This window comes from Microbacterium sp., assembly GCF_011620665.1.
In the GTDB taxonomy this organism is placed as follows: domain Bacteria; phylum Actinomycetota; class Actinomycetes; order Actinomycetales; family Microbacteriaceae; genus Microbacterium.
This window is the reverse complement of sequence record NZ_WOYQ01000055.1, coordinates 39147-56091: the sequence shown is the minus strand read 5'-3', so window position 1 is coordinate 56091 and position 16945 is coordinate 39147. Positions and strand designations below refer to the sequence as shown.

At 68.9% G+C, this 16945-nt stretch carries 18 protein-coding genes; 12 read left to right on the top strand and 6 right to left on the bottom strand.

Annotated features, from left to right (window positions below; genetic code table 11):
* A partial coding sequence (locus tag QZV81_RS07495) for a multicopper oxidase domain-containing protein (protein WP_292835131.1) occupies window positions 1–1184 on the bottom strand: 1184 nt, incomplete at its 3' end.
* A complete protein-coding gene (locus tag QZV81_RS07490; RefSeq protein WP_292835128.1) occupies window positions 1172–2395 on the bottom strand; it encodes an MFS transporter in 1224 nt (407 codons plus the stop codon). The genes QZV81_RS07490 and QZV81_RS07495, both read right to left, overlap by 13 nt.
* 119 nt (window positions 2396–2514) lie before the next feature.
* Here QZV81_RS07490 and QZV81_RS07485 point away from each other — a divergent pair, with 119 nt between their 5' ends.
* The 6 genes from QZV81_RS07485 (at window position 2515) to QZV81_RS07460 (ending at window position 7687) form a co-directional block, all read left to right on the top strand.
* A complete protein-coding gene (locus QZV81_RS07485) occupies window positions 2515–3144 on the top strand; it encodes a DUF305 domain-containing protein (protein WP_292835125.1) in 630 nt (209 codons plus the stop codon).
* A 134-nt stretch (window positions 3145–3278) separates the two neighbouring features.
* Window positions 3279–4547, top strand: a complete 1269-nt coding sequence (locus QZV81_RS07480; protein WP_292835122.1) for an alkaline phosphatase PhoX — start codon at window positions 3279–3281, stop codon at window positions 4545–4547.
* Window positions 4548–4586: 39 nt separating this feature from the next.
* Window positions 4587–5204, top strand: a complete 618-nt coding sequence (locus tag QZV81_RS07475; protein ID WP_292835119.1) for a hypothetical protein — start codon at window positions 4587–4589, stop codon at window positions 5202–5204.
* Between the two features lie 113 nt (window positions 5205–5317).
* Entirely contained in the window at window positions 5318–5896 is a 579-nt protein-coding gene (locus QZV81_RS07470) for a copper resistance CopC family protein (protein WP_292835116.1), read from the top strand.
* Window positions 5897–5930: 34 nt separating this feature from the next.
* Complete coding sequence (locus tag QZV81_RS07465; protein WP_292835113.1) at window positions 5931–6467, top strand: copper chaperone PCu(A)C; 537 nt, start codon at window positions 5931–5933, stop codon at window positions 6465–6467.
* Complete coding sequence (locus tag QZV81_RS07460; protein WP_292835110.1) at window positions 6467–7687, top strand: Dyp-type peroxidase; 1221 nt, start codon at window positions 6467–6469, stop codon at window positions 7685–7687. The genes QZV81_RS07465 and QZV81_RS07460 overlap by 1 nt, the downstream gene beginning before the upstream one ends.
* Window positions 7688–7718: 31 nt before the next feature.
* Here the strand turns inward: QZV81_RS07460 and QZV81_RS07455 are convergent, their stop codons facing one another.
* Window positions 7719–8111, bottom strand: a complete 393-nt coding sequence (locus QZV81_RS07455) for an NUDIX domain-containing protein (RefSeq protein ID WP_292835106.1) — start codon at window positions 8109–8111, stop codon at window positions 7719–7721.
* Window positions 8112–8168: 57 nt separating this feature from the next.
* On the opposite strand from QZV81_RS07455, the gene QZV81_RS07450 reads away from it, so the two are divergent.
* The 5 genes from QZV81_RS07450 (at window position 8169) to QZV81_RS07430 (ending at window position 13268) form a co-directional block, all read left to right on the top strand.
* Window positions 8169–9647 (top strand): SDR family NAD(P)-dependent oxidoreductase, encoded by a 1479-nt coding sequence (locus tag QZV81_RS07450; RefSeq protein WP_292835102.1) that lies wholly within the window; start codon window positions 8169–8171, stop codon window positions 9645–9647.
* A gap of 84 nt (window positions 9648–9731) precedes the next feature.
* Window positions 9732–10451: a VIT family protein gene (locus QZV81_RS07445; RefSeq protein ID WP_292835099.1), complete on the top strand. Its 720-nt coding sequence runs from the start codon at window positions 9732–9734 to the stop codon at window positions 10449–10451.
* A 104-nt stretch (window positions 10452–10555) separates the two neighbouring features.
* Window positions 10556–11980, top strand: a complete 1425-nt coding sequence (locus tag QZV81_RS07440) for a ferric reductase-like transmembrane domain-containing protein (RefSeq protein WP_292835096.1) — start codon at window positions 10556–10558, stop codon at window positions 11978–11980.
* Window positions 11981–11988: 8 nt separating this feature from the next.
* The gene (locus tag QZV81_RS07435) at window positions 11989–12471 is read left to right on the top strand and encodes an FMN-binding protein (protein ID WP_292835093.1); all 483 of its coding nucleotides are present in this window, start codon (window positions 11989–11991) and stop codon (window positions 12469–12471) included.
* Entirely contained in the window at window positions 12468–13268 is an 801-nt protein-coding gene (locus tag QZV81_RS07430; RefSeq protein WP_292835090.1) for an FAD:protein FMN transferase, read from the top strand. Before QZV81_RS07435 ends, QZV81_RS07430 begins: the two co-directional genes overlap by 4 nt.
* On the opposite strand, the gene QZV81_RS07425 is transcribed toward QZV81_RS07430, so the two are convergent.
* From QZV81_RS07425 to QZV81_RS07415, 3 genes are read right to left on the bottom strand one after another with little or no spacing between them, the layout of a single operon-like run.
* Window positions 13249–14214: a HAMP domain-containing sensor histidine kinase gene (locus tag QZV81_RS07425; RefSeq protein WP_292835087.1), complete on the bottom strand. Its 966-nt coding sequence runs from the start codon at window positions 14212–14214 to the stop codon at window positions 13249–13251. The genes QZV81_RS07430 and QZV81_RS07425 overlap by 20 nt on opposite strands.
* Window positions 14211–14888, bottom strand: coding sequence for a response regulator transcription factor (locus tag QZV81_RS07420; protein ID WP_292835085.1), 678 nt, complete (start codon window positions 14886–14888; stop codon window positions 14211–14213). The genes QZV81_RS07425 and QZV81_RS07420 overlap by 4 nt, the downstream gene beginning before the upstream one ends.
* Before the next feature lie 31 nt (window positions 14889–14919).
* On the bottom strand, window positions 14920–16305 hold the full coding sequence (locus tag QZV81_RS07415) for an aspartate aminotransferase family protein (RefSeq protein ID WP_292835083.1): 1386 nt from the start codon (window positions 16303–16305) through the stop codon (window positions 14920–14922).
* Between the two features lie 74 nt (window positions 16306–16379).
* Here QZV81_RS07415 and QZV81_RS07410 point away from each other — a divergent pair, with 74 nt between their 5' ends.
* Window positions 16380–16919, top strand: coding sequence for a YaeQ family protein (locus QZV81_RS07410; RefSeq protein WP_292835081.1), 540 nt, complete (start codon window positions 16380–16382; stop codon window positions 16917–16919).
* Window positions 16920–16945: the final 26 nt, after the last annotated feature.

Below are 16945 nucleotides of genomic sequence, written 5' to 3'. Positions count from 1 at the left end.
GCCATTCCCCCCATGCCCATGCCGCCGCCCATCGCGAGCGTCAGGGTGCGGCGGCCGGTCATCGGCTCGAGCCGAAGATCTCGTTGGGCCGGCAGCGGCGCCATCGGAGCGGGCAGGGAGGCGGGAGCGCCGCTTACCGTGAACGTGGCCAGGTCAGCACCCGTCGTCGCACTGTTCGGTCCGCTTCCGCCGCCCATGCCGCCGGCCATGCCCATGCCGCCGCGGTCGACGGGAAGAGTCCGAAGCACGGAGGTCCCGGCAACCGGGGTCACCAGGAGATCTGCCCGATTGCCGGGCAGAAGCTCCAGCTCCTGAATGTCCACGGGCTCTGTGTAGTGGCCCGAATCGACGCCGAGCAGCTGGAGCCTCTGACCGTCCAAACGCAGGCGGAGGAAGCGTGAACTGCAGGCATTGACGATCCGCCAGCGCTCGACGGCTCCGGGCTGAGCGATCAGGGTACCGTGGGTCTGGCCGTTGACCATGACGATGTCGCCTTCGCGTCCCAGCATCCGGTCCATCTGAGATGTCGTGCGTACGTTCCCAGCGGTGTCGAAAGCGATGTCCGAGATCACCAGGACGCGCTCCCGAGTCGACTCGACAACCCGGTCGCCCTCGACGATGATCGCGCCGTACAGGCCCGCGAACAGCTGGTCGGCGACGTGGCCGTGGTGATGCGGGTGATACCAGAACACACCCGCCGGGTGGTCGAGACCGAGCTGGTACTCGTAGTCGAAGCCGGCGCCGGGCTCGATCATCACGAAAACGTTGTCGCTGTTGCCCTCGGGCGAGACGACGAGTCCATGAGTGTGAACGTTCGTCTCGGAGCCCAGCTCGTTGCGGAGGGTGAGGGCGATTCGATCGCCCGGACGCACCTTCAGTGTCGGGCCCGGCAGGCTGCCGTTGTAGGTCAGCGTGCGAACTCTTGCCCCGGCTATCGTGACCTCGGTCATCGCCGCGGTGAGGGTGAGTTCGAGCAGACCCCCGGAGCTGGAGAGAACCTCCGGCTCACGAAGGGTTCCGGTCGGCTCGGATGCCGGCGGCCGTTCCCCCTGCGGGCTCGCCGTGGGCGCCGGGCTGAGTGGTGCTCCCTGCACCTGACTCCACAGAATGAGTCCGCCGCCGACAGCTGCGGCCGCACCTGTCGCCCCGAGGATCAGGACGCCCCGTCGGCTCAGTGGCTCCATGTTCGCTCCTGCTCAGAGTTCGACCGTCGCAAGAAGACGGCGAAGAAGATGAGGGCGGCCGCCTGGATCACTGCCGTGACGACGACCAGCGCTGTGAGCGATTCAGTGTAGAGCAGTCCGGCAAGCGCGCCCCCGATGGCGGCCGCGACACCGAGGACTGCGGCGTAGACGCCATACGCGGTCGCGCGATGAGAGCGCGGGATGAGGTCGGCGATGGTCGCTCGCAGCGTCGACTCTTGGATTCCGAGCGCCGCGCCCCAGAGCAGAGCGCCGGCGACGACGGCCCAGGCCGCGTCGGCGAAGGCAAGAGCCGGGACCGCGGCGCACAGGATCGGAAGCACGAGCAGAACTCGCGGGCCGATGCGGTCGTAGATCCATCCTGTGCCGAGCGCGACGAGCGCGTCGACCAGCATCACCGCGGCGTACAGGAGGGGAATGATCGGCGCGGCGAGGATGCCGCTGTCGACGATGTGGAATGAGATCAGCCCGAAAGTGGCGAATCCCGTCATGGTGGCTGCGCTGAAACCCGCATAGATCCAGAACACTCGTGGCAGCCGCATGCGCGCCTTGACGGGCTCAGCCTCGATGGGGTGTGCGGCAGGGTGGTACTCCGATTCGAACAGCTCCGGGTGCGGCGCCCGGGAACGCAGCCAGAAGAGCAGTCCGAGAGCCGCGATGCCGGGGACGGCGAGTACGGCCAGCGATGGGCCATACTGCACACCGGTGACGGCGAGCATCCCGGCCACCAGCAGTGGCCCGAGGACCGCGCCGAACTGGTCGATCGCCTCGTGGACGGCGAAGCCTTTGCCGCGGCCGGTCTGTGCCGTTGCGAACGACAGCAGCGCATCCTTCGCCGGTGAACGCACCGCCTTTCCCACCCGCTCCAGAATGATCAGCAGTGACGCGACGCCGATCGTGCCGGCGAATCCTAGGGTCGGCACGGCGATCATCGTGATCGCGTACCCCGCGATCGCCCACGCCCAGAACCGCCGGGTGCGATCAGCGAGAGGACCCGAGACCAGCCGCAGCAGCAGCGCCGCCGCTTCGCCGATCCCCGTCACGATCCCGACGACGACCGCAGTCGCGCCCAGCATCGCCAGGATCGGCCCGGTGACCGATCTCGCACCCTCGTAGACGACGTCGGCGAGCAGGCTCACCACACCGAACGTGGCGACGAATCTCCACGCGCCGACCCGCAATGTTCCGCTCACCAGCCACTCCCAGCGGCCCACGACATGTCGACCATGCGCCACTCGTGAGCTTAGTCAGGGTCGAGGGTCGGGGTATCTTGAAGCCAGCCGATTGCTGTTCTCTCGGCCGGATCCGATCGATGGACGAAGGACAGATTGCTATGAAGACGTATCGTCCGATTGCGTTGACCGCGACACCGTTGATCCTCGCGTTTGTGCTTGCGGGCTGCGCGGATGCCGGGTCGGCTCCGGTGGCGGACCACAGCGGCGGGGTGACGTCATCGTTGTCTCCATCGGCGGAGGTGCGAGGGGACTCCAACGCGGCCGATTCGATGTTCGCGGCGATGATGATCCCGCACCACCAGCAGGCGGTCGAGATGAGCGACATGATCCTCGGCAAATCCGGGGTCGACGAGCGGGTGCTGGATCTGGCGGAGCAGATCACGGATGCGCAGGGTCCGGAGATCGAGCTGATGCAGTCGTGGCTCAGCGGGTGGGGCACGGCGGGTTCCGGCGATACACACAGCATGGGCCACGGAGACGGCATGATGTCGGACGCCGACATGGCCGCGCTCGAGACCGCTGATGGAGCGGATGCGGCCCGGTTGTACCTGCAGCAGATGATCGTGCACCATGAGGGCGCGATCGAGATGGCGCAGGCAGAACTCGGCGACGGGATCAATCCGGACGCGATCGCCCTGGCGCAGGCCATCGTCGACGCACAGACCGCAGAGATCGCTGTGATGCAGGATCTGCTCACCCGGATCTGAACGCTCGGTGGCGGAGGCCGTCGGCTATCTGTTCACCTGATCGGCGGCCGGTGGCCTTCTCCGGTCACCCGTGCGTCACCTTCGATCGTTACCGTGTCACCAACCCGCAGACCCACTCATCGAGGAGACACTCCGTGCGTACTCGCATCATTGCCGCCGCCGCCATCTGCGCGACCGCCCTGGCGCTTGTCCCGGCCGGCACCGGCCACGCCGCCGACGGACAGGCCGCCGACGGACACGCCGCCGACCGACTGATGGGATTCGATCCCATCGGCGGGACCCCCTACTCCGAGGCCACGGCCACCTGGGAGCAGCCGTTCGTCATCCCCGAGGGCTACTCGCAGCGGATGGTCGCCGACGAGACTGTGCTCGACATCTACGGCGGCGGCGTCGACGATCTCACCGACATGAACACCGTCAACGAGACCGGCAAGCAGGCGGGCCGCTACCTTTACCGCACCCACGAGGTCGATGGCAACGGCGCTCTGTCGGTCGTCGACCTGAAGACGGGTGAGGCGAAGGTGATCGCGCAGGACCAGGGCTGGCGGCGCCTCGACGGCATCCGCTGGACGCCGTGGGGAACCATCCTCTTCGCCGAAGAGACCGCTGGTGGCCGCCTTTTCGAAGCGTTCCTCGACCCGAAGGACCCGACCAAGATCGTCAGGGTCGAGGCCCGTCCCGAGGTGGGCATCCTGCGGCACGAGGGCATCGAAGCCCTCGGCAATGGCGTCCTCTTCGTGATCGACGAGCTCAACGGGGGCTCGATCTTCATGTTCGTGCCGTCGAAGCGCAGCGACCTTTCGGACGGCCAGCTCTATGCGCTCAAGCTCACCGGGCTCGCCGATGACGCTCAGGTGTGGAACGCGGGCACCGTGGGCCAGAAGGTCGGTGCGTTCGAGTGGGTTGCGCTCGACATGAACCAGGTCGTCGTCGATGCGGATGCCGCCGCGAACGCGGTCGCCGCGACGGAGTTCGGGCGCCCCGAGGACGTCGAGGTGATCGGGCGCACGCTGTACGTCGCCAACACCTCAGAGGACCGGGTTGTCGCGATCGACCTCATCAGCAGCGTGCTGTCAAGCTTCGTGCAGGCGGGTGTGAACGTCCCCGTCGAGAACGCAGAGGCCGGTGTGACGGGGTTCAACAATCCTGACAACCTGGCGCAGGGCCCCGGTGGTCGGCTCTGGGTGGTCGAGGACAACTACCTCTCGGATGTCTGGGTCGCGCGCCGCGATCTCAATCGGGACGGTGCCGCTGACTCTGTCGCACAGTTCGCCTCGCTGAAGGACACCGGCGCCGAGATCTCGGGGATCTACTTCGGCAAAGACCCGAAGACCCTCTTCCTCAACGTCCAGCACCCCGACAAAGAGCTGGCCGACGGCACCTGGATGATCACCAAGCGCTGACACTCGTCACACGACAGCGGAAGGTGGCAGACTGTCGGCATGCGACAATCTCGGGCACCGCGCGTCGCGCGGGGCGCGGTGGCGGCGTCGATCGCCACCTTCGCCGCGCTGATGTCGCACGTGGCCGGTGGCGGTTCCGTCCCCGGCTGGGCCGGGATCACCGCGCCGTGGGTGCTCGCGCTGATGGTCTGCACCCTGCTCGCGGGTCGACGGCTGTCGCTCGTCCGGCTGAGCATCAGCGTTCTGATCAGCCAGGTCCTCTTTCACACGCTGTTCGTGATGGGCGCGCCGACGACGGTCGGCGTCGGCGCCGGTGCGCACGATCACACGGCCATGGCGGTCCTGCCGACGGTGTCGGGAGCGCCGCTGATGGGCGGCTGGGCTGATCCGGCGATGTGGAGTTCCCACGCGTTCGCCGCGGCGGTGACCATCGGCCTGCTCTATCGCGCCGAGCGCGCCGTTCGGATGCTGCTGGCTCTGGCGGCCCAGGTGCGGGCGTGGGCGCGTCGCGTCGTGGCCCGGAGCGTCCCGGCGTCGCTCACGCGTCTTCGACTTCCGCGACGGTCGCGCATCGTCTCGCGGCCGTGGGTCCTGCGGCCTGCGCCGCACCTGAGCGTCCTCCGCCGCCGCGGGCCCCCGTCTATCGCCGCGTTCTGATTCCGGTCGTCCGTCCGCGCACGCGCGCGGGCTCGACTCCCTCTCGACCCCGCGAACGGCGGGGGCATTCGCGCGCGTGCGTCCCCCGGGAGCACGGCTGATCGGTGGTTCTCTTGTCTCGCTTTCGTACCCTCCTCATCGGTGTCCTCGTCGCCTCGATGGCAACACTGGCAGTGTCGACACCCGCTGCAGCCCATGACGAGCTGGTGTCGAGCACGCCGGCATCCGGGGAGCGGCTGGATGCGGCACCGGCGACGGTGTCGTTGCAGTTCTCGGCCGATGTCCTGACCATCGGGGCGGCTGTCGTCGTTGCCGACGCGGCCGGTCGCGATTGGGTGATCGGCGAGCCGGTCATCGACGTGGGGACGGTCAGCGTCGATCTCGACGCGAGCATGCCGGTGGCGGGGTACGAGATCCGATGGCGGGTGGTGTCTGCCGACGGACACCCGATCAGCGGGCTCATCCCCTTCACGATCGGCGACGCCGAGCCCCTGGTTCGCGAGGCGGCACCCCGTGCCGATGACACCGAGAGCGCGGCGCCGGATCAGAGCGCGCCACAGGGCGACGGCGGTTTGCGTCTTCTCCCGATCGGCATCGGCGGGGCGGCCCTCGCGGTCGGCGCCTTTGCCCTCATCTATTTCATTCGTCGTCGCCGCGCTGGCCGCGGCGACGACACCGATGCGACCGACTGAGTCGCGCATCGACACGACGAAAGGCACGATTTCAATGAACATCCGTACGAAGAAGGCTGCCGTCATGGTAGCGATCCTGACCGCCGCCGCACTCACCTTCACCGGCTGTGCGTCGACGACACCGACCGCCGGAGAGCAGACCGCGACCGAGGCTGACGCGATCACCATCGCTGACGCCTGGGTGAAGTCCGCCGACTCGGGGATGTCGGCGGCTTTCGGCACCCTGGAGAACGCCTCCGATGCCGACGTCACGGTCAGCTCGGCCGAGACCGCGGCATCCGCCATGGTCGAACTGCACGAGACGGTCGAGAACGACGCCGGCGAGATGGTCATGCGCCCGATCGACGGAGGATTCGTGATCCCGGCGGGCGCCACGCTCGATCTGGTTCCGGGTGGCAGCCACATCATGCTCATGGATCTGACAGCGCCGCTCACAGCGGGCGACGAGGTCGCCCTGACGCTGACGTTCTCGGACGGATCGACGTATGAATTCACTGCGCCGGTCAAGGACTACTCGGGAGCCAACGAGAACTACGAAGGCGGCGACACGGGTATGGACTCGGGTCACTGATGAACGCGCCCGATGCGGGCGCCCGTCGATCCGGCTCGACCCGGCGGCAGTTCCTCCTCGGAGGGGCTGTCGCCGGCGTCGGGGCCGCAGCTGCGATCGGGATCGACGTCGCGCTCAACCAGACCCCCGACGCCGCGCAGCCGTCGGTCCCCCTCAACGGGGACGATGTCGTTCCGTTCTACGGCGTGCACCAAGCCGGGATCGACACCGATGCGCAGTCGCACGGCACGTTCGTCGCCTTCGACCTGAAAGAAGACGTCGATCGCGATGGACTCCGTCGCCTCATGCGGATCCTCACCGACGACGCGGCCCGGCTGAGCCAGGGTCGAGCCGCCCTCGCCGACTCCGAGCCCGAGCTGGCAGCCGCTCCCGCGCGCCTGACGGTGACCTTCGGGGTCGGCCCGGGTTTCGTCGCGCGGGCCGGAGGAGCGGCGCCCGCTTGGCTGCGGCCGCTCCCGGGGTTCTCGGTCGACCGCCTGCAACCCGAGTTCAGCGACGGCGATCTGCTCGTGCAAGTGGCCGGTGACGATCCGCTGAGCGTCGCGCACGCGACCCGCATGCTGTCGAAGGATGCGCGCGGCTTCGCGCGCGTGCGCTGGACGCAGCACGGATTCCGGCGCGCCTACGGAACGGTGGCCCCGGGGACCACGATGCGCAACCTGTTCGGCCAGGTCGACGGCACTGTGAACCCGAAGCCCGGAACGCCGGCCTTCGACCGGGTCGTCTGGTCAGGGGAGGGCTGGCTCGCCGGGGGCACCGGGATCGTGGTGCGCCGCATCCGGATGGATCTCGACACGTGGGATCGCCTCGACCGGCCCGGCCGGGAGCAGACGATCGGTCGCACCCTCAGCAACGGCGCGCCGCTGACCGGAGTGTCCGAGCATGACGATCCCGATTTCGCTGCCACCACGGCGATCGGTTTCCCCGTCATCCCGGAGTTCTCGCACATGCGCCGCGCGCGCACGGGCGATACTCGCCAGCAGATCTTCCGTCGCGGTTACAACTACGATGTTCCGCCGACGGGCGACCTGGTCTCGGAGTCCGGATTGGTCTTCGTCTCGTTCCAGGCTGACGTCGATGCGCAGTTCACGCCGATCCAGCGGCGCCTGGACGAGCTCGACCTGCTCAATCAGTGGACCGTCCCGATCGGCTCTGCCGTGTTCGCCGCGCTCCCGGGCTGCGCGGAGGGCGGCTACATCGGCGAGACGCTGCTCGGCTGACCAGGGCGGGCCCCGATGCCGCCGCGCGGGATCAGGCGGGCAGGAAGTTCTCGCTCGCGAGCGGGGCGACCTCGAGCGCGGCGGCGTCGGACGGCGACACCCAGCGCAGCTCCGCGATCTCGGCGGCGGCGACCGGCTGCTGGTCGCCGATCTCGACCGTGAAGACGTCGGCGATCACGACGAAGCCCGGCTCGTTGGCGGCCGCGGCGGTGAACTCCCCGAGGGGCGCGAAATCGGCGGCATCCAGTGTCAGTCCGAGCTCCTCCGAGAGCTCGCGGGCGAGCGTCTCGGCCGCGGTCTCACCGGGCTCGGGTTTGCCGCCCGGCTGCATGAACGCCGTTGTTCCAGACTTGCGCACGAGCAGCAGGCGTCCGTCCCCATCGGTGATGACAGCCGCCGAAACGCGGATGCTGGGTACCGTCACGCTGGCACGCTAGCATCCTCGGGCGCGATCCCCCCGCCGCGCCGAATAGAATCGTGTGTGCCCGAGACGAACCCGCCCGCTCCGCTGCCGGCCAGTGGAGTGGATCCCGCCGACCTCGAAGCGACCCTGCGCGTCCTCGCGCAGCTGGATGCCGTGGACCAGACGCACCCGGACTTCATCGCCGTCCGGCAGGCGACCGCGAAGATGTTCAAGGCCGCGAAGGTCGCTCGCCGTCGCGAGATCCGTGAAGCCGTCGCCGAATCCGACCGGGCGGTCGTCGCCGCCACGGCGACCGGTGCCCCCGATCGCATCGACGACGAGACACGCGGCATCCCGATCTCGACGTCGACGACGGCGCCGACCGCGGGAACCCTTCGCAAACCCCGTGCGTGCTACATCTGCAAGCAGCCGTACACGCGGGTCGACGCGTTCTACCATCAGCTCTGCCCGAGCTGCGCGGCGATGAGCCACCTCAAGCGCGATGCGCGCACCGATCTCTCGGGCAAGCGGGCGCTGCTGACAGGGGGTCGCGCGAAGATCGGCATGTACATTGCGCTTCGCCTGCTGCGCGACGGCGCGCACACGACGATCACGACGCGCTTTCCGCGTGACGCCGTCCGCCGCTTCTCGAGCCTGCCCGACTCGCCCGATTGGATCGACCGGCTCAAGATCGTCGGGATCGACCTGCGCGACCCGGCGCAGGTGCTGGGCCTGGCCGACGATGTGGCGGCGAGCGGAACCCTTGACATCCTCATCAACAACGCGACGCAGACCGTCCGGCGCTCGCCGGGTGCGTATCAGCCCCTGGTGGATGCCGAACTCGCCCCGCTGCCCGACGGCCCCCTGCCGGCGCTCGTGACCTTCGGGCACACGAACGACCAGCACCCGCAGGCGCTGGAGCGCTCGGTGACTGCTCATCCGATCCTCGCGGCGGCCGCCTCGCGCGCCGGCGAGCTGACGGAGCAGGCGATGGCTGCGGGATCGAGCTCACTCGAGCGGCTCGCGGCCGGCACGGCGATCGACGCCGGGGGTCTCATTCCGGACCTGCATGACGTCAACTCCTGGACCCAGAGCGTCGGCGAGGTCGATCCGCTCGAGATGCTCGAAGTGCAGCTCGCCAACACGACCGCGCCGTTCCTGCTCATCTCGAAGCTCCGGGCCTCGCTCGCTGCCAGCCCCGCCGGGCGCACCTACATCGTCAACGTGAGCGCGATGGAGGGAGTCTTCACCCGGGGCTACAAGGGTCCCGGGCATCCGCACACGAACATGGCCAAGGCGGCCGTCAATATGCTCACCCGCACGAGCGCGCGCGAGATGTTCGAGACCGACGGCATCCTGATGACGAGCGTGGACACCGGCTGGATCACCGACGAACGCCCGCACCCGACGAAGATGCGCCTCGCGGAGGAGGGCTTCCACGCGCCGCTCGATCTCGTCGACGGAGCAGCCCGGGTGTATGACCCGATCGTCCGGGGCGAAGCCGGTGAAGACGTCTTCGGCGTGTTCTTGAAGGATTACGCGCCCGGCGCCTGGTGACCCGGGTCGGATGACCTGAGGCGCCGCGCACTGGGTCGCCTTACCTTGCTGGCGCGGGGATGCCGTCAGCCATAATCTGATGGGATGACCACTTCCGCGGACAGCCCACCAGATGAGCCTCATCAGACCGGCATCGCCCAGAGGCTGAACTGGCTCCGCGCCGGCGTGCTCGGTGCGAACGACGGCATCGTGTCGACGGCCGCGGTCGTCGTCGGTGTCGCGGGGGCCAGTGCCGATCTCATGCCGGTGCTCCTGGCGGGCTCGGCGGCGCTCGTGGGTGGCGCGATCTCGATGGCCCTCGGCGAATACGTCTCGGTGTCGAGCCAGCGCGACTCCGAGAAGGCGCTCATCGAGAAGGAGCGGCGCGAACTGGTCGAAGACCCCGAAGGAGAGCTTGCCGAGCTCATCGGTCTCTACCGGGCGCAGGGACTCTCGGAAGAGACGGCGACCAAGGTCGCGGAGGAGTTCACCCAACGCGATGCCCTCACAGCGCATCTCTCGGCCGAGCTCAACATCGACCAGGAAGATGTCGTGAGTCCGTGGCATGCTGCGTTCGCGTCGGCGATCGCGTTCACGGTCGGGGCGCTTCTGCCGATGGCGACCATCCTGCTGCTCCCGCATCCGGCACGGATCTGGTTCACGTTCGTCGCGGTGCTCCTGGCGCTGACGATCACCGGCTACGTTGCGGCATGGATCGGCGGCGCCGACCGGGGCCGGGCGATCCTCAGAATCACCATCGGCGGGGCGCTCGCTCTCGCGGCGACATTCTTCGTGGGCACTCTGTTCGGCACGACGGTCGGCTGACCGGCACTCCGGGTTCCTGTGGGCCCGGGCAGTGATTGCTCTGTGTTGCCTATGCGCGTTCGAATCTTGGAGCCATCTCAGGATCGTCCTCGCACCCTGAGAGCATGACCACCATCGAAGCCGTGGCGCTCCCGCAGCGCGTCCTCGCCCTGCCCGTTCCGGTTCCCCGTCCCCGTGGTCGTCAGACGGCCTGGACAATCGGTGCGATCACAGTCGTCTGGGGCACGAGCCTCATGGTCGCGGCGCTCTGGGTCGTGCACGGCGGAATCTCCGCGATGTTCGGCGGTCCGGGCGCGGCACTGACCAGTGCGGGTCGCGTGACCGGTCTCGTCGCGGCGAACCTGCTTCTCCTGCAGGTTCTGCTCATGGCACGCATCCCTCTCTTCGAGCGTGGATTCGGCCGCGACGGCATCACTCGGGCGCACCGCATCACCGGCTTCTGGTCGTTCTGGCTGATGTTCGCCCACATCGGGCTGCTCGTCGTCGGCTACGCGGCCGACGCGGGCGTGGCCTGGTGGGTGCAGCTGTGGGATTTCGTCTGGAACTATCCGGGGATGCTGCTTGCCACCGCCGGGACTCTCGCGCTCGTGGCCGTCGTGGTCTCGTCGGCGCGTCGCGCACGTCGGCGCCTGCGCTACGAGTCGTGGCACCTTCTGCACCTGTACGCGTATCTCGGGGTGGCCCTCGCCGTTCCGCACATGCTGTGGACGGGCGGCGACTTCCTCGGCGACCCCGTCTCTACGGCGTACTGGTGGACGCTCTGGGCGGTGGCCGCGGCATCCATCGTCGCCTTCCGCATCGTCGTGCCTCTGGCCCGCTCGGCGTATCACGGCATTCGCGTCGAATCGGTCCGCCCTGACGGCACCCGTGGTGTCGCCGTGCGGATGACCGGGCGGCGCCTCGGGGCCCTTCGTGCCGAGGCCGGCCAGTTCTTCATCTGGCGGTTCCTGGACGGACCGGGCTGGACGCGCGGACATCCCTTCTCGCTTGCCGCCGACCCCGCCGGCGGTGGCCTCGAGATCGCCGTCGCACTCGCCGGCGACGACACCCGCCGCCTGGCGGGCGTGCAGCCCGGCACGCGGGTGCTCGTCGAGGGACCCTACGGCACCATGACCGGCCGCGTCCGCCGTTCGCCCCGGATGCTCATGATCGGCGCCGGCGCCGGCGTCGCTCCGCTGATCGGCATTCTCGAGGCCGAGCGGTTCGCTCCGGGGGCCGCGACGCTCATCGTGCGCGACCACGATGCGGCCGCATCGATGCGCGGATCGCAGATCGCGCGGCTCGTCGCCGAGCGCGGCTTGCGCTTCGTGCACCTGAGCGGATCGCGGCGCCGAGGGGCATCGAGCTGGATGCCTGCCACGCACGCCGCCTGGTCGGGCGCCGACCTGCTCCGGCACATCGCCGGCGGCCTCGAGGACACCGACGTGTTCCTCTGCGGGCCGGAGGCCTGGATGGCGGCCGTCCGCGCCGACCTCCGATCCGCCGGCGTGTCCGCCGACCTCATCCACAGCGAATCCTTCGCCCTCTAGGAGACGTCATGAAGCGCATTCTCTATTCCGTCCTCGCCACCGTCAGCGGGCTCGTGCTCCTGTTCAGCTACCGCACGTCGCTCGGCGAGGCCATCGTCCCGAGCGACGTGGCGGCCGACGCGTCGACGTCGTCCGGAACCGCGGCCGTATCCGGCGGCACTCCCGCACCGACCGCACCGACCGCACCGACCGCACCGACCGCGTCGGGGCTCGCCGATGGCACCTACCTCGGGGCGGCCGCCTCGACCCGATACGGCGACGTGCAGGTGCAGATCACCGTATCGGGCGGTCAGATCGCTGACGTCACGGTGCCCCGGTACCCGCAAAGCAACAGCAAAGACATCAGCATCAACAACCGGGCTCTCCCGCAGCTGATCACCGACACGACCGCTGCGCAGAGCGCCGACATCCAGATGGTCTCCGGAGCGACCTACACCAGCCGCGGGTATGTGCAGTCCCTGCAGTCCGCGCTCGATCAGGCTCGGGCATGACCGGCCCGCGTGTCTTCGTCGAGCCGATCATGGGGACGGTCGCCAGCATTCACGTCATCGGCGACGAGGCCTCTTCGGCTCGGGTCGACGCCGGTGTCCGCGCGGCGATAGCCGGCCTGCAGCGCCACGAGCGGGTGTTTTCGATGTATCGCGACGACTCCGACATCCAGCGCCTGCGCCGTGGCGAGGACGTGATCGAGAACCTCGACGGGAGTGTCGCCGTGGTGGCCGAACGGTGCCGCGCGGCTCGTGAGGCGACCGGCGGACTGTTCGATGCGGAGCTCCATGGCTGGTTCGACCCGACCGGCTATGTCAAGGGGTGGGCGGTCGATGACGTTGCCGAGCGGCACCTCGCTCCGCTCGTACGGATGCCGGGTGTCACGGCGATCGGAATCAACGTCGGCGGCGACATGCGGCTCTTCAGCGACCCCGACTCGGACTGGGTGTGGCGCGTGGGGATCGCTGACCCGAGCGAAGCCGGGCGCGTGCTCGGGGCCGTCACGCTCGACAGCGGTGCAGTAGCGACATCCGGCTCCGCCGAGCGGGGACGGCACATTCTCGATCCCCGGACGGGCGAGCCGGCCGCCGGTGTGCTGAGCGCGACGATCGTCGCCGATGACCTCACGACCGCAGACCTGTGGGCGACGGCGGCTGTGGTCGCCGGAATCGATGGCCTCGCCCGCGTCCGTCGTGCTCCCGTGCGGTCCGGACTCGTCGTCGGCGCCGGCGGCGAGATCAGCCGCTGGCTCGAGGGTGTTGCGGTGTCCATCGAGCTCGTCACGCCGACGGCAGCGTGAGGCGAAAGGTCGTTCCGCCGGGCCCGGTCTGTTCGATCGCGATGGTGCCGCCGAACCGGGCCGCCGTCTCGCGCACGAGCGCCAGTCCGAGCCCGAAGCCTCGGCGTCGCCCGGTCTCGCCGCCGCGGGCGAATCTCTCGAAGACGCGCTCACGGTCGTCCGACGCGATGCCGGAGCCCTGATCGCGGACGCGGATCTCGATACTCCGGCCTGCCGTCGTAGCGGTCAGGTCGATCGCGGAGTCGTGCGGCGCGTGCTGCAGAGCGTTGTCGAGCAGCGCACTCAGCAGCCGGGCGAGAGTGACCGCCGGTATCGCCGCCTGGGCGAGCGTCGCCGCCTCGACGTTCACCGTGATCCGCCGTTCCGCCGCGAGCGGTTCGAGGGCGGATGCCGCCGCCGCCATGGCTGCAGCGACGTCGGCGCGCCCATCGGGAGCCCCCGCCGCCTCGGCGATCATGAGCATGTCGGTGAGGGTCTCGTCGAGCCTCGCGGCGTCGCGCCGGAGCTCGGTGAGGGTCTCCTCCAACGCCTGCCGATCCTCGATCCGGCGCTGCGCGATCTGGATCCGGCTGGTCAGAGCAGTGAGGGGCGTGCGGAGCTCGTGGCTGGCATCGGACACGAAGTTGCGCTGCGCCGCGAGCGCGTCGGCGAGAGGGCGTACGGCACGCCGTGCGGCCCACCAGGCGATCAGCGCCAGGACGAAGACGCCCAAGACTCCGAGCCCGATCACCCAGGGCAGCACATGATCGAGGTCGACCACCAGGCGATCGCCGTCCCGAATCGGTCCGGGACGGTGATCACCCGGCTCCGCCGTGGTGATCAGCACCGCCACCAGGATCGCGACACCGGCGGTGATCACGAGCGCCGAACCGCCGCCGACCAGCGCGCCGATCCGCAGCGACGCGCGCTGCACCCGTGCCCGGTCGGGCTGCGGCGTCTGCATCATCGGGCGGCCCCTGCCCGGTAGCCCCGCCCTCGGACGGTCTCGATGACGTCGGCGTCGGTCTTGCGGCGCACATAGTGCACGTAGGTCTCGACGGAGCTGTCCGCATCGTCGGACGCGAAGACGGCCTGGGAGATGTCCTCGCGCGAGAACACATGCTCGGGGCTGTCGGTGAGCAGCGTCAGCAGGCGCGCTTCGGTGAGCGTCAACGGGACCCGCTCACCACCGAGCCCGTAGAGGGCCTGGGACTCGGGCACGAACATCCAGTCCGCGACCTGCCGCCGTCGGCCGTCGGCTCGAAAGCCGCGCGTGAGGGCGCGCAGGCGCGCCAGAAGCTCGTCGAAGTCGAAGGGCTTGACCAGGTAATCATTGGCCCCGGCATCCAGGCCTTCCACACGATCGGCCACCGAGCCGAGGGCCGTCAGCAGCAGGATCGGAGTCGTGATGCGAGCGCGACGGACGGCTTCGACGAGAGCGATCCCGTCGCGGCGTGGCAGACGACGGTCGACGACCATGGCGTCGAAGTGCCTGGACAGCGCCCGGGTGAGCCCGGTGTCGCCGTCGCTCGCGTGGTCGACCTCATACACCTCGGCCAGCACCTCGATCGTCATCGTGGCGATCGCCTCGTCGTCCTCGACGTAGAGCACGCGGAGCCGCGGCGGCGTCGATTCGGTCATCCGTCCCCGTCCGATCTGGGGCGGTCGCCCCCTACAGTCTGCTCCACGCTTCGCTGAGTACCCCCCGGAGGATCTGCTCGATCTCGTCGAATACCGCGGGACCGGTCGTCAGGGGCGGCGCCAGCTGGATCACCGGATCGCCGCGATCGTCGGCCCGGCAGTAGAGGCCCGCGTCATAGAGCGCGCCGGACAGAAAGCCGCGCAGCAGGCGCTCGGACTCATCGTCATCGAACGTCGCCTTGGTCGCCTTGTCCTTCACGAGCTCGATCCCGAAGAAATACCCGTCGCCGCGCACATCACCGACGATCGGCAGGTCGGTGAGCTTCTCGAGAGTCGACCGGAAGATCGGCGAGTTCTCGCGCACGTTCTCGAGCAGCGACTCCTCCTCGAAGATGTCGAGATTGGCCATCGCGACCGCCGCGGCGACCGGATGTCCGGCGAAGGTGTAGCCGTGGGGGAAGGTGACATCGCCGTGGGTGAACGGCTCGTAGATGCGGTCGCTGATCATCGTGCCGCCCAGCGGGACATAGCCGCTCGTGGCTGCTTTGGCGAACGTGATCATGTCGGGCTGATAGCCGTAGGCGTCGCACGCGAAGTACTCGCCGATGCGTCCGAACGCGCAGATGACCTCGTCGCTGACGAGCAGCACGTCGTGGCGATCGCAGATCTCGCGCACCCGCTGGAAGTAGCCGGGCGGGGGAGGGAAGCATCCGCCTGAGTTCTGCACCGGCTCGAGAAAGACGGCCGCCACGGTCTCGGGCCCCTCGAACTGGATCATCTCCTCGATACGGTCCGCCGCCCACACCCCGAACTCCTCGGGCGTGGCGCCGGTGAACCCCTGCTCCGCGGCACGGTAATAGTTCGTGTTCGGCACGCGGAAGCCACCCGGGGTGATCGGCTCGAACATCGCCTTCATCGCCGGAAGCCCGGTGACCGCGAGGGCGCCCTGGGAAGTGCCGTGATAGGCGATATTGCGCGAGATGACCTTGTGCTTGCCGGGCTTGCCCTGAAGCTTCCAGTACTGTTTGGCGAGCTTGAAGGCCGTCTCCACCGCTTCACCCCCGCCGGTCGAGAAGAAGACGTGGTTCAGGTCGCCGGGGGCGAGGTCGGCCAGGCGCGCGGCGAGCTCGATCGCCGGGGGATGCGCGTACGACCAGATCGGGAAGAACGCGAGCTGCTCCGCCTGGCGCGCGGCCGTCTCGGCCAGGACCTTCCGGCCGTGTCCGGCGTTGACGACGAACAGCCCCGAAAGTCCGTCGATGTACTTGCGTCCGCCGGCATCCCACACATGATGCCCCTCGCCCCGGACGATGATCGGCACACCCTGCTCCATCGTCGACTGGCGCGAGAAGTGCATCCAGAGGTGGTCCTTCGCCAGCTGCTGCAGCTCGGATTCGGTTCGTTCGGTGCGGCTCATGCGGGTCTCCTCGGCTCTGCCATCGAACCTACCGGCGCCGATCGTTCCGAGGTGCGCCGATAGGCTCGGGTGTCATGGCCACCGGCGCGACGATCCACACTTTCACCGTCCAGTTGGCCGATGTGGACCGCGGCGTCTATGAAGCGCTGACACTCCGTGTGGCCAGGCATCCCTCCGAGACGGATGCCTTCATGGTCACCCGACTTCTCGCCTACCTCCTGGAGTATCAGGACGGCATCGTGTTCAGCGAGGGGATTTCGCAAACCGATGAGCCGGCGGTGCTGGTGCGCGACCGCACCGGCGCCCTCGTCGCCTGGATCGAGATCGGCGCACCCGAGGCCGAGCGGCTGCACTTCGGCAGCAAGGCCGCCGAGCGCACGATCGTGTACACGCACCGCGACCCCGCCAAGGTCGTCGCGCGGTATGCCGGAAAGCGCATCCACCGCGCCGAGGACATCGTCGTGCGCAGCTTCGACGCCGGCTTCGCCGATTCGGCGGCGAGGCTCCTCGAGCGGAGGAACGACCTGTCGCTGTCGGTCACGGAAGGCCAGCTCTTCCTCGACATGGGCGGCGCGACCCTGAGCTCGGGGATCCACGAGAGGGCGATCGTCTGACGCCGTTCGCTGATCGAGTGCCGGCG

Excerpts from the sequence above, each read along its gene's own strand:
- QZV81_RS07445 (WP_292835099.1), top strand. The coding sequence starts at position 9,732 with ATGACCACTTCCGCGGACAGCCCACCAGATGAGCCTCATCAGACCGGC.
- QZV81_RS07485 (WP_292835125.1), top strand. The coding sequence starts at position 2,515 with ATGGACGAAGGACAGATTGCTATGAAGACGTATCGTCCGATTGCGTTG.
- QZV81_RS07465 (WP_292835113.1), top strand. The coding sequence starts at position 5,931 with ATGAACATCCGTACGAAGAAGGCTGCCGTCATGGTAGCGATCCTGACC.
- QZV81_RS07425 (WP_292835087.1), bottom strand. The coding sequence starts at position 14,214 with ATGATGCAGACGCCGCAGCCCGACCGGGCACGGGTGCAGCGCGCGTCG.
- QZV81_RS07430 (WP_292835090.1), top strand. The coding sequence starts at position 12,468 with ATGACCGGCCCGCGTGTCTTCGTCGAGCCGATCATGGGGACGGTCGCC.
- QZV81_RS07410 (WP_292835081.1), top strand. The coding sequence starts at position 16,380 with ATGGCCACCGGCGCGACGATCCACACTTTCACCGTCCAGTTGGCCGAT.
- QZV81_RS07415 (WP_292835083.1), bottom strand. The coding sequence starts at position 16,305 with ATGAGCCGCACCGAACGAACCGAATCCGAGCTGCAGCAGCTGGCGAAG.
- QZV81_RS07460 (WP_292835110.1), top strand. The coding sequence starts at position 6,467 with ATGAACGCGCCCGATGCGGGCGCCCGTCGATCCGGCTCGACCCGGCGG.
- QZV81_RS07435 (WP_292835093.1), top strand. The coding sequence starts at position 11,989 with ATGAAGCGCATTCTCTATTCCGTCCTCGCCACCGTCAGCGGGCTCGTG.
- QZV81_RS07420 (WP_292835085.1), bottom strand. The coding sequence starts at position 14,888 with ATGACCGAATCGACGCCGCCGCGGCTCCGCGTGCTCTACGTCGAGGAC.
- QZV81_RS07475 (WP_292835119.1), top strand. The coding sequence starts at position 4,587 with ATGCGACAATCTCGGGCACCGCGCGTCGCGCGGGGCGCGGTGGCGGCG.
- QZV81_RS07440 (WP_292835096.1), top strand. The coding sequence starts at position 10,556 with ATGACCACCATCGAAGCCGTGGCGCTCCCGCAGCGCGTCCTCGCCCTG.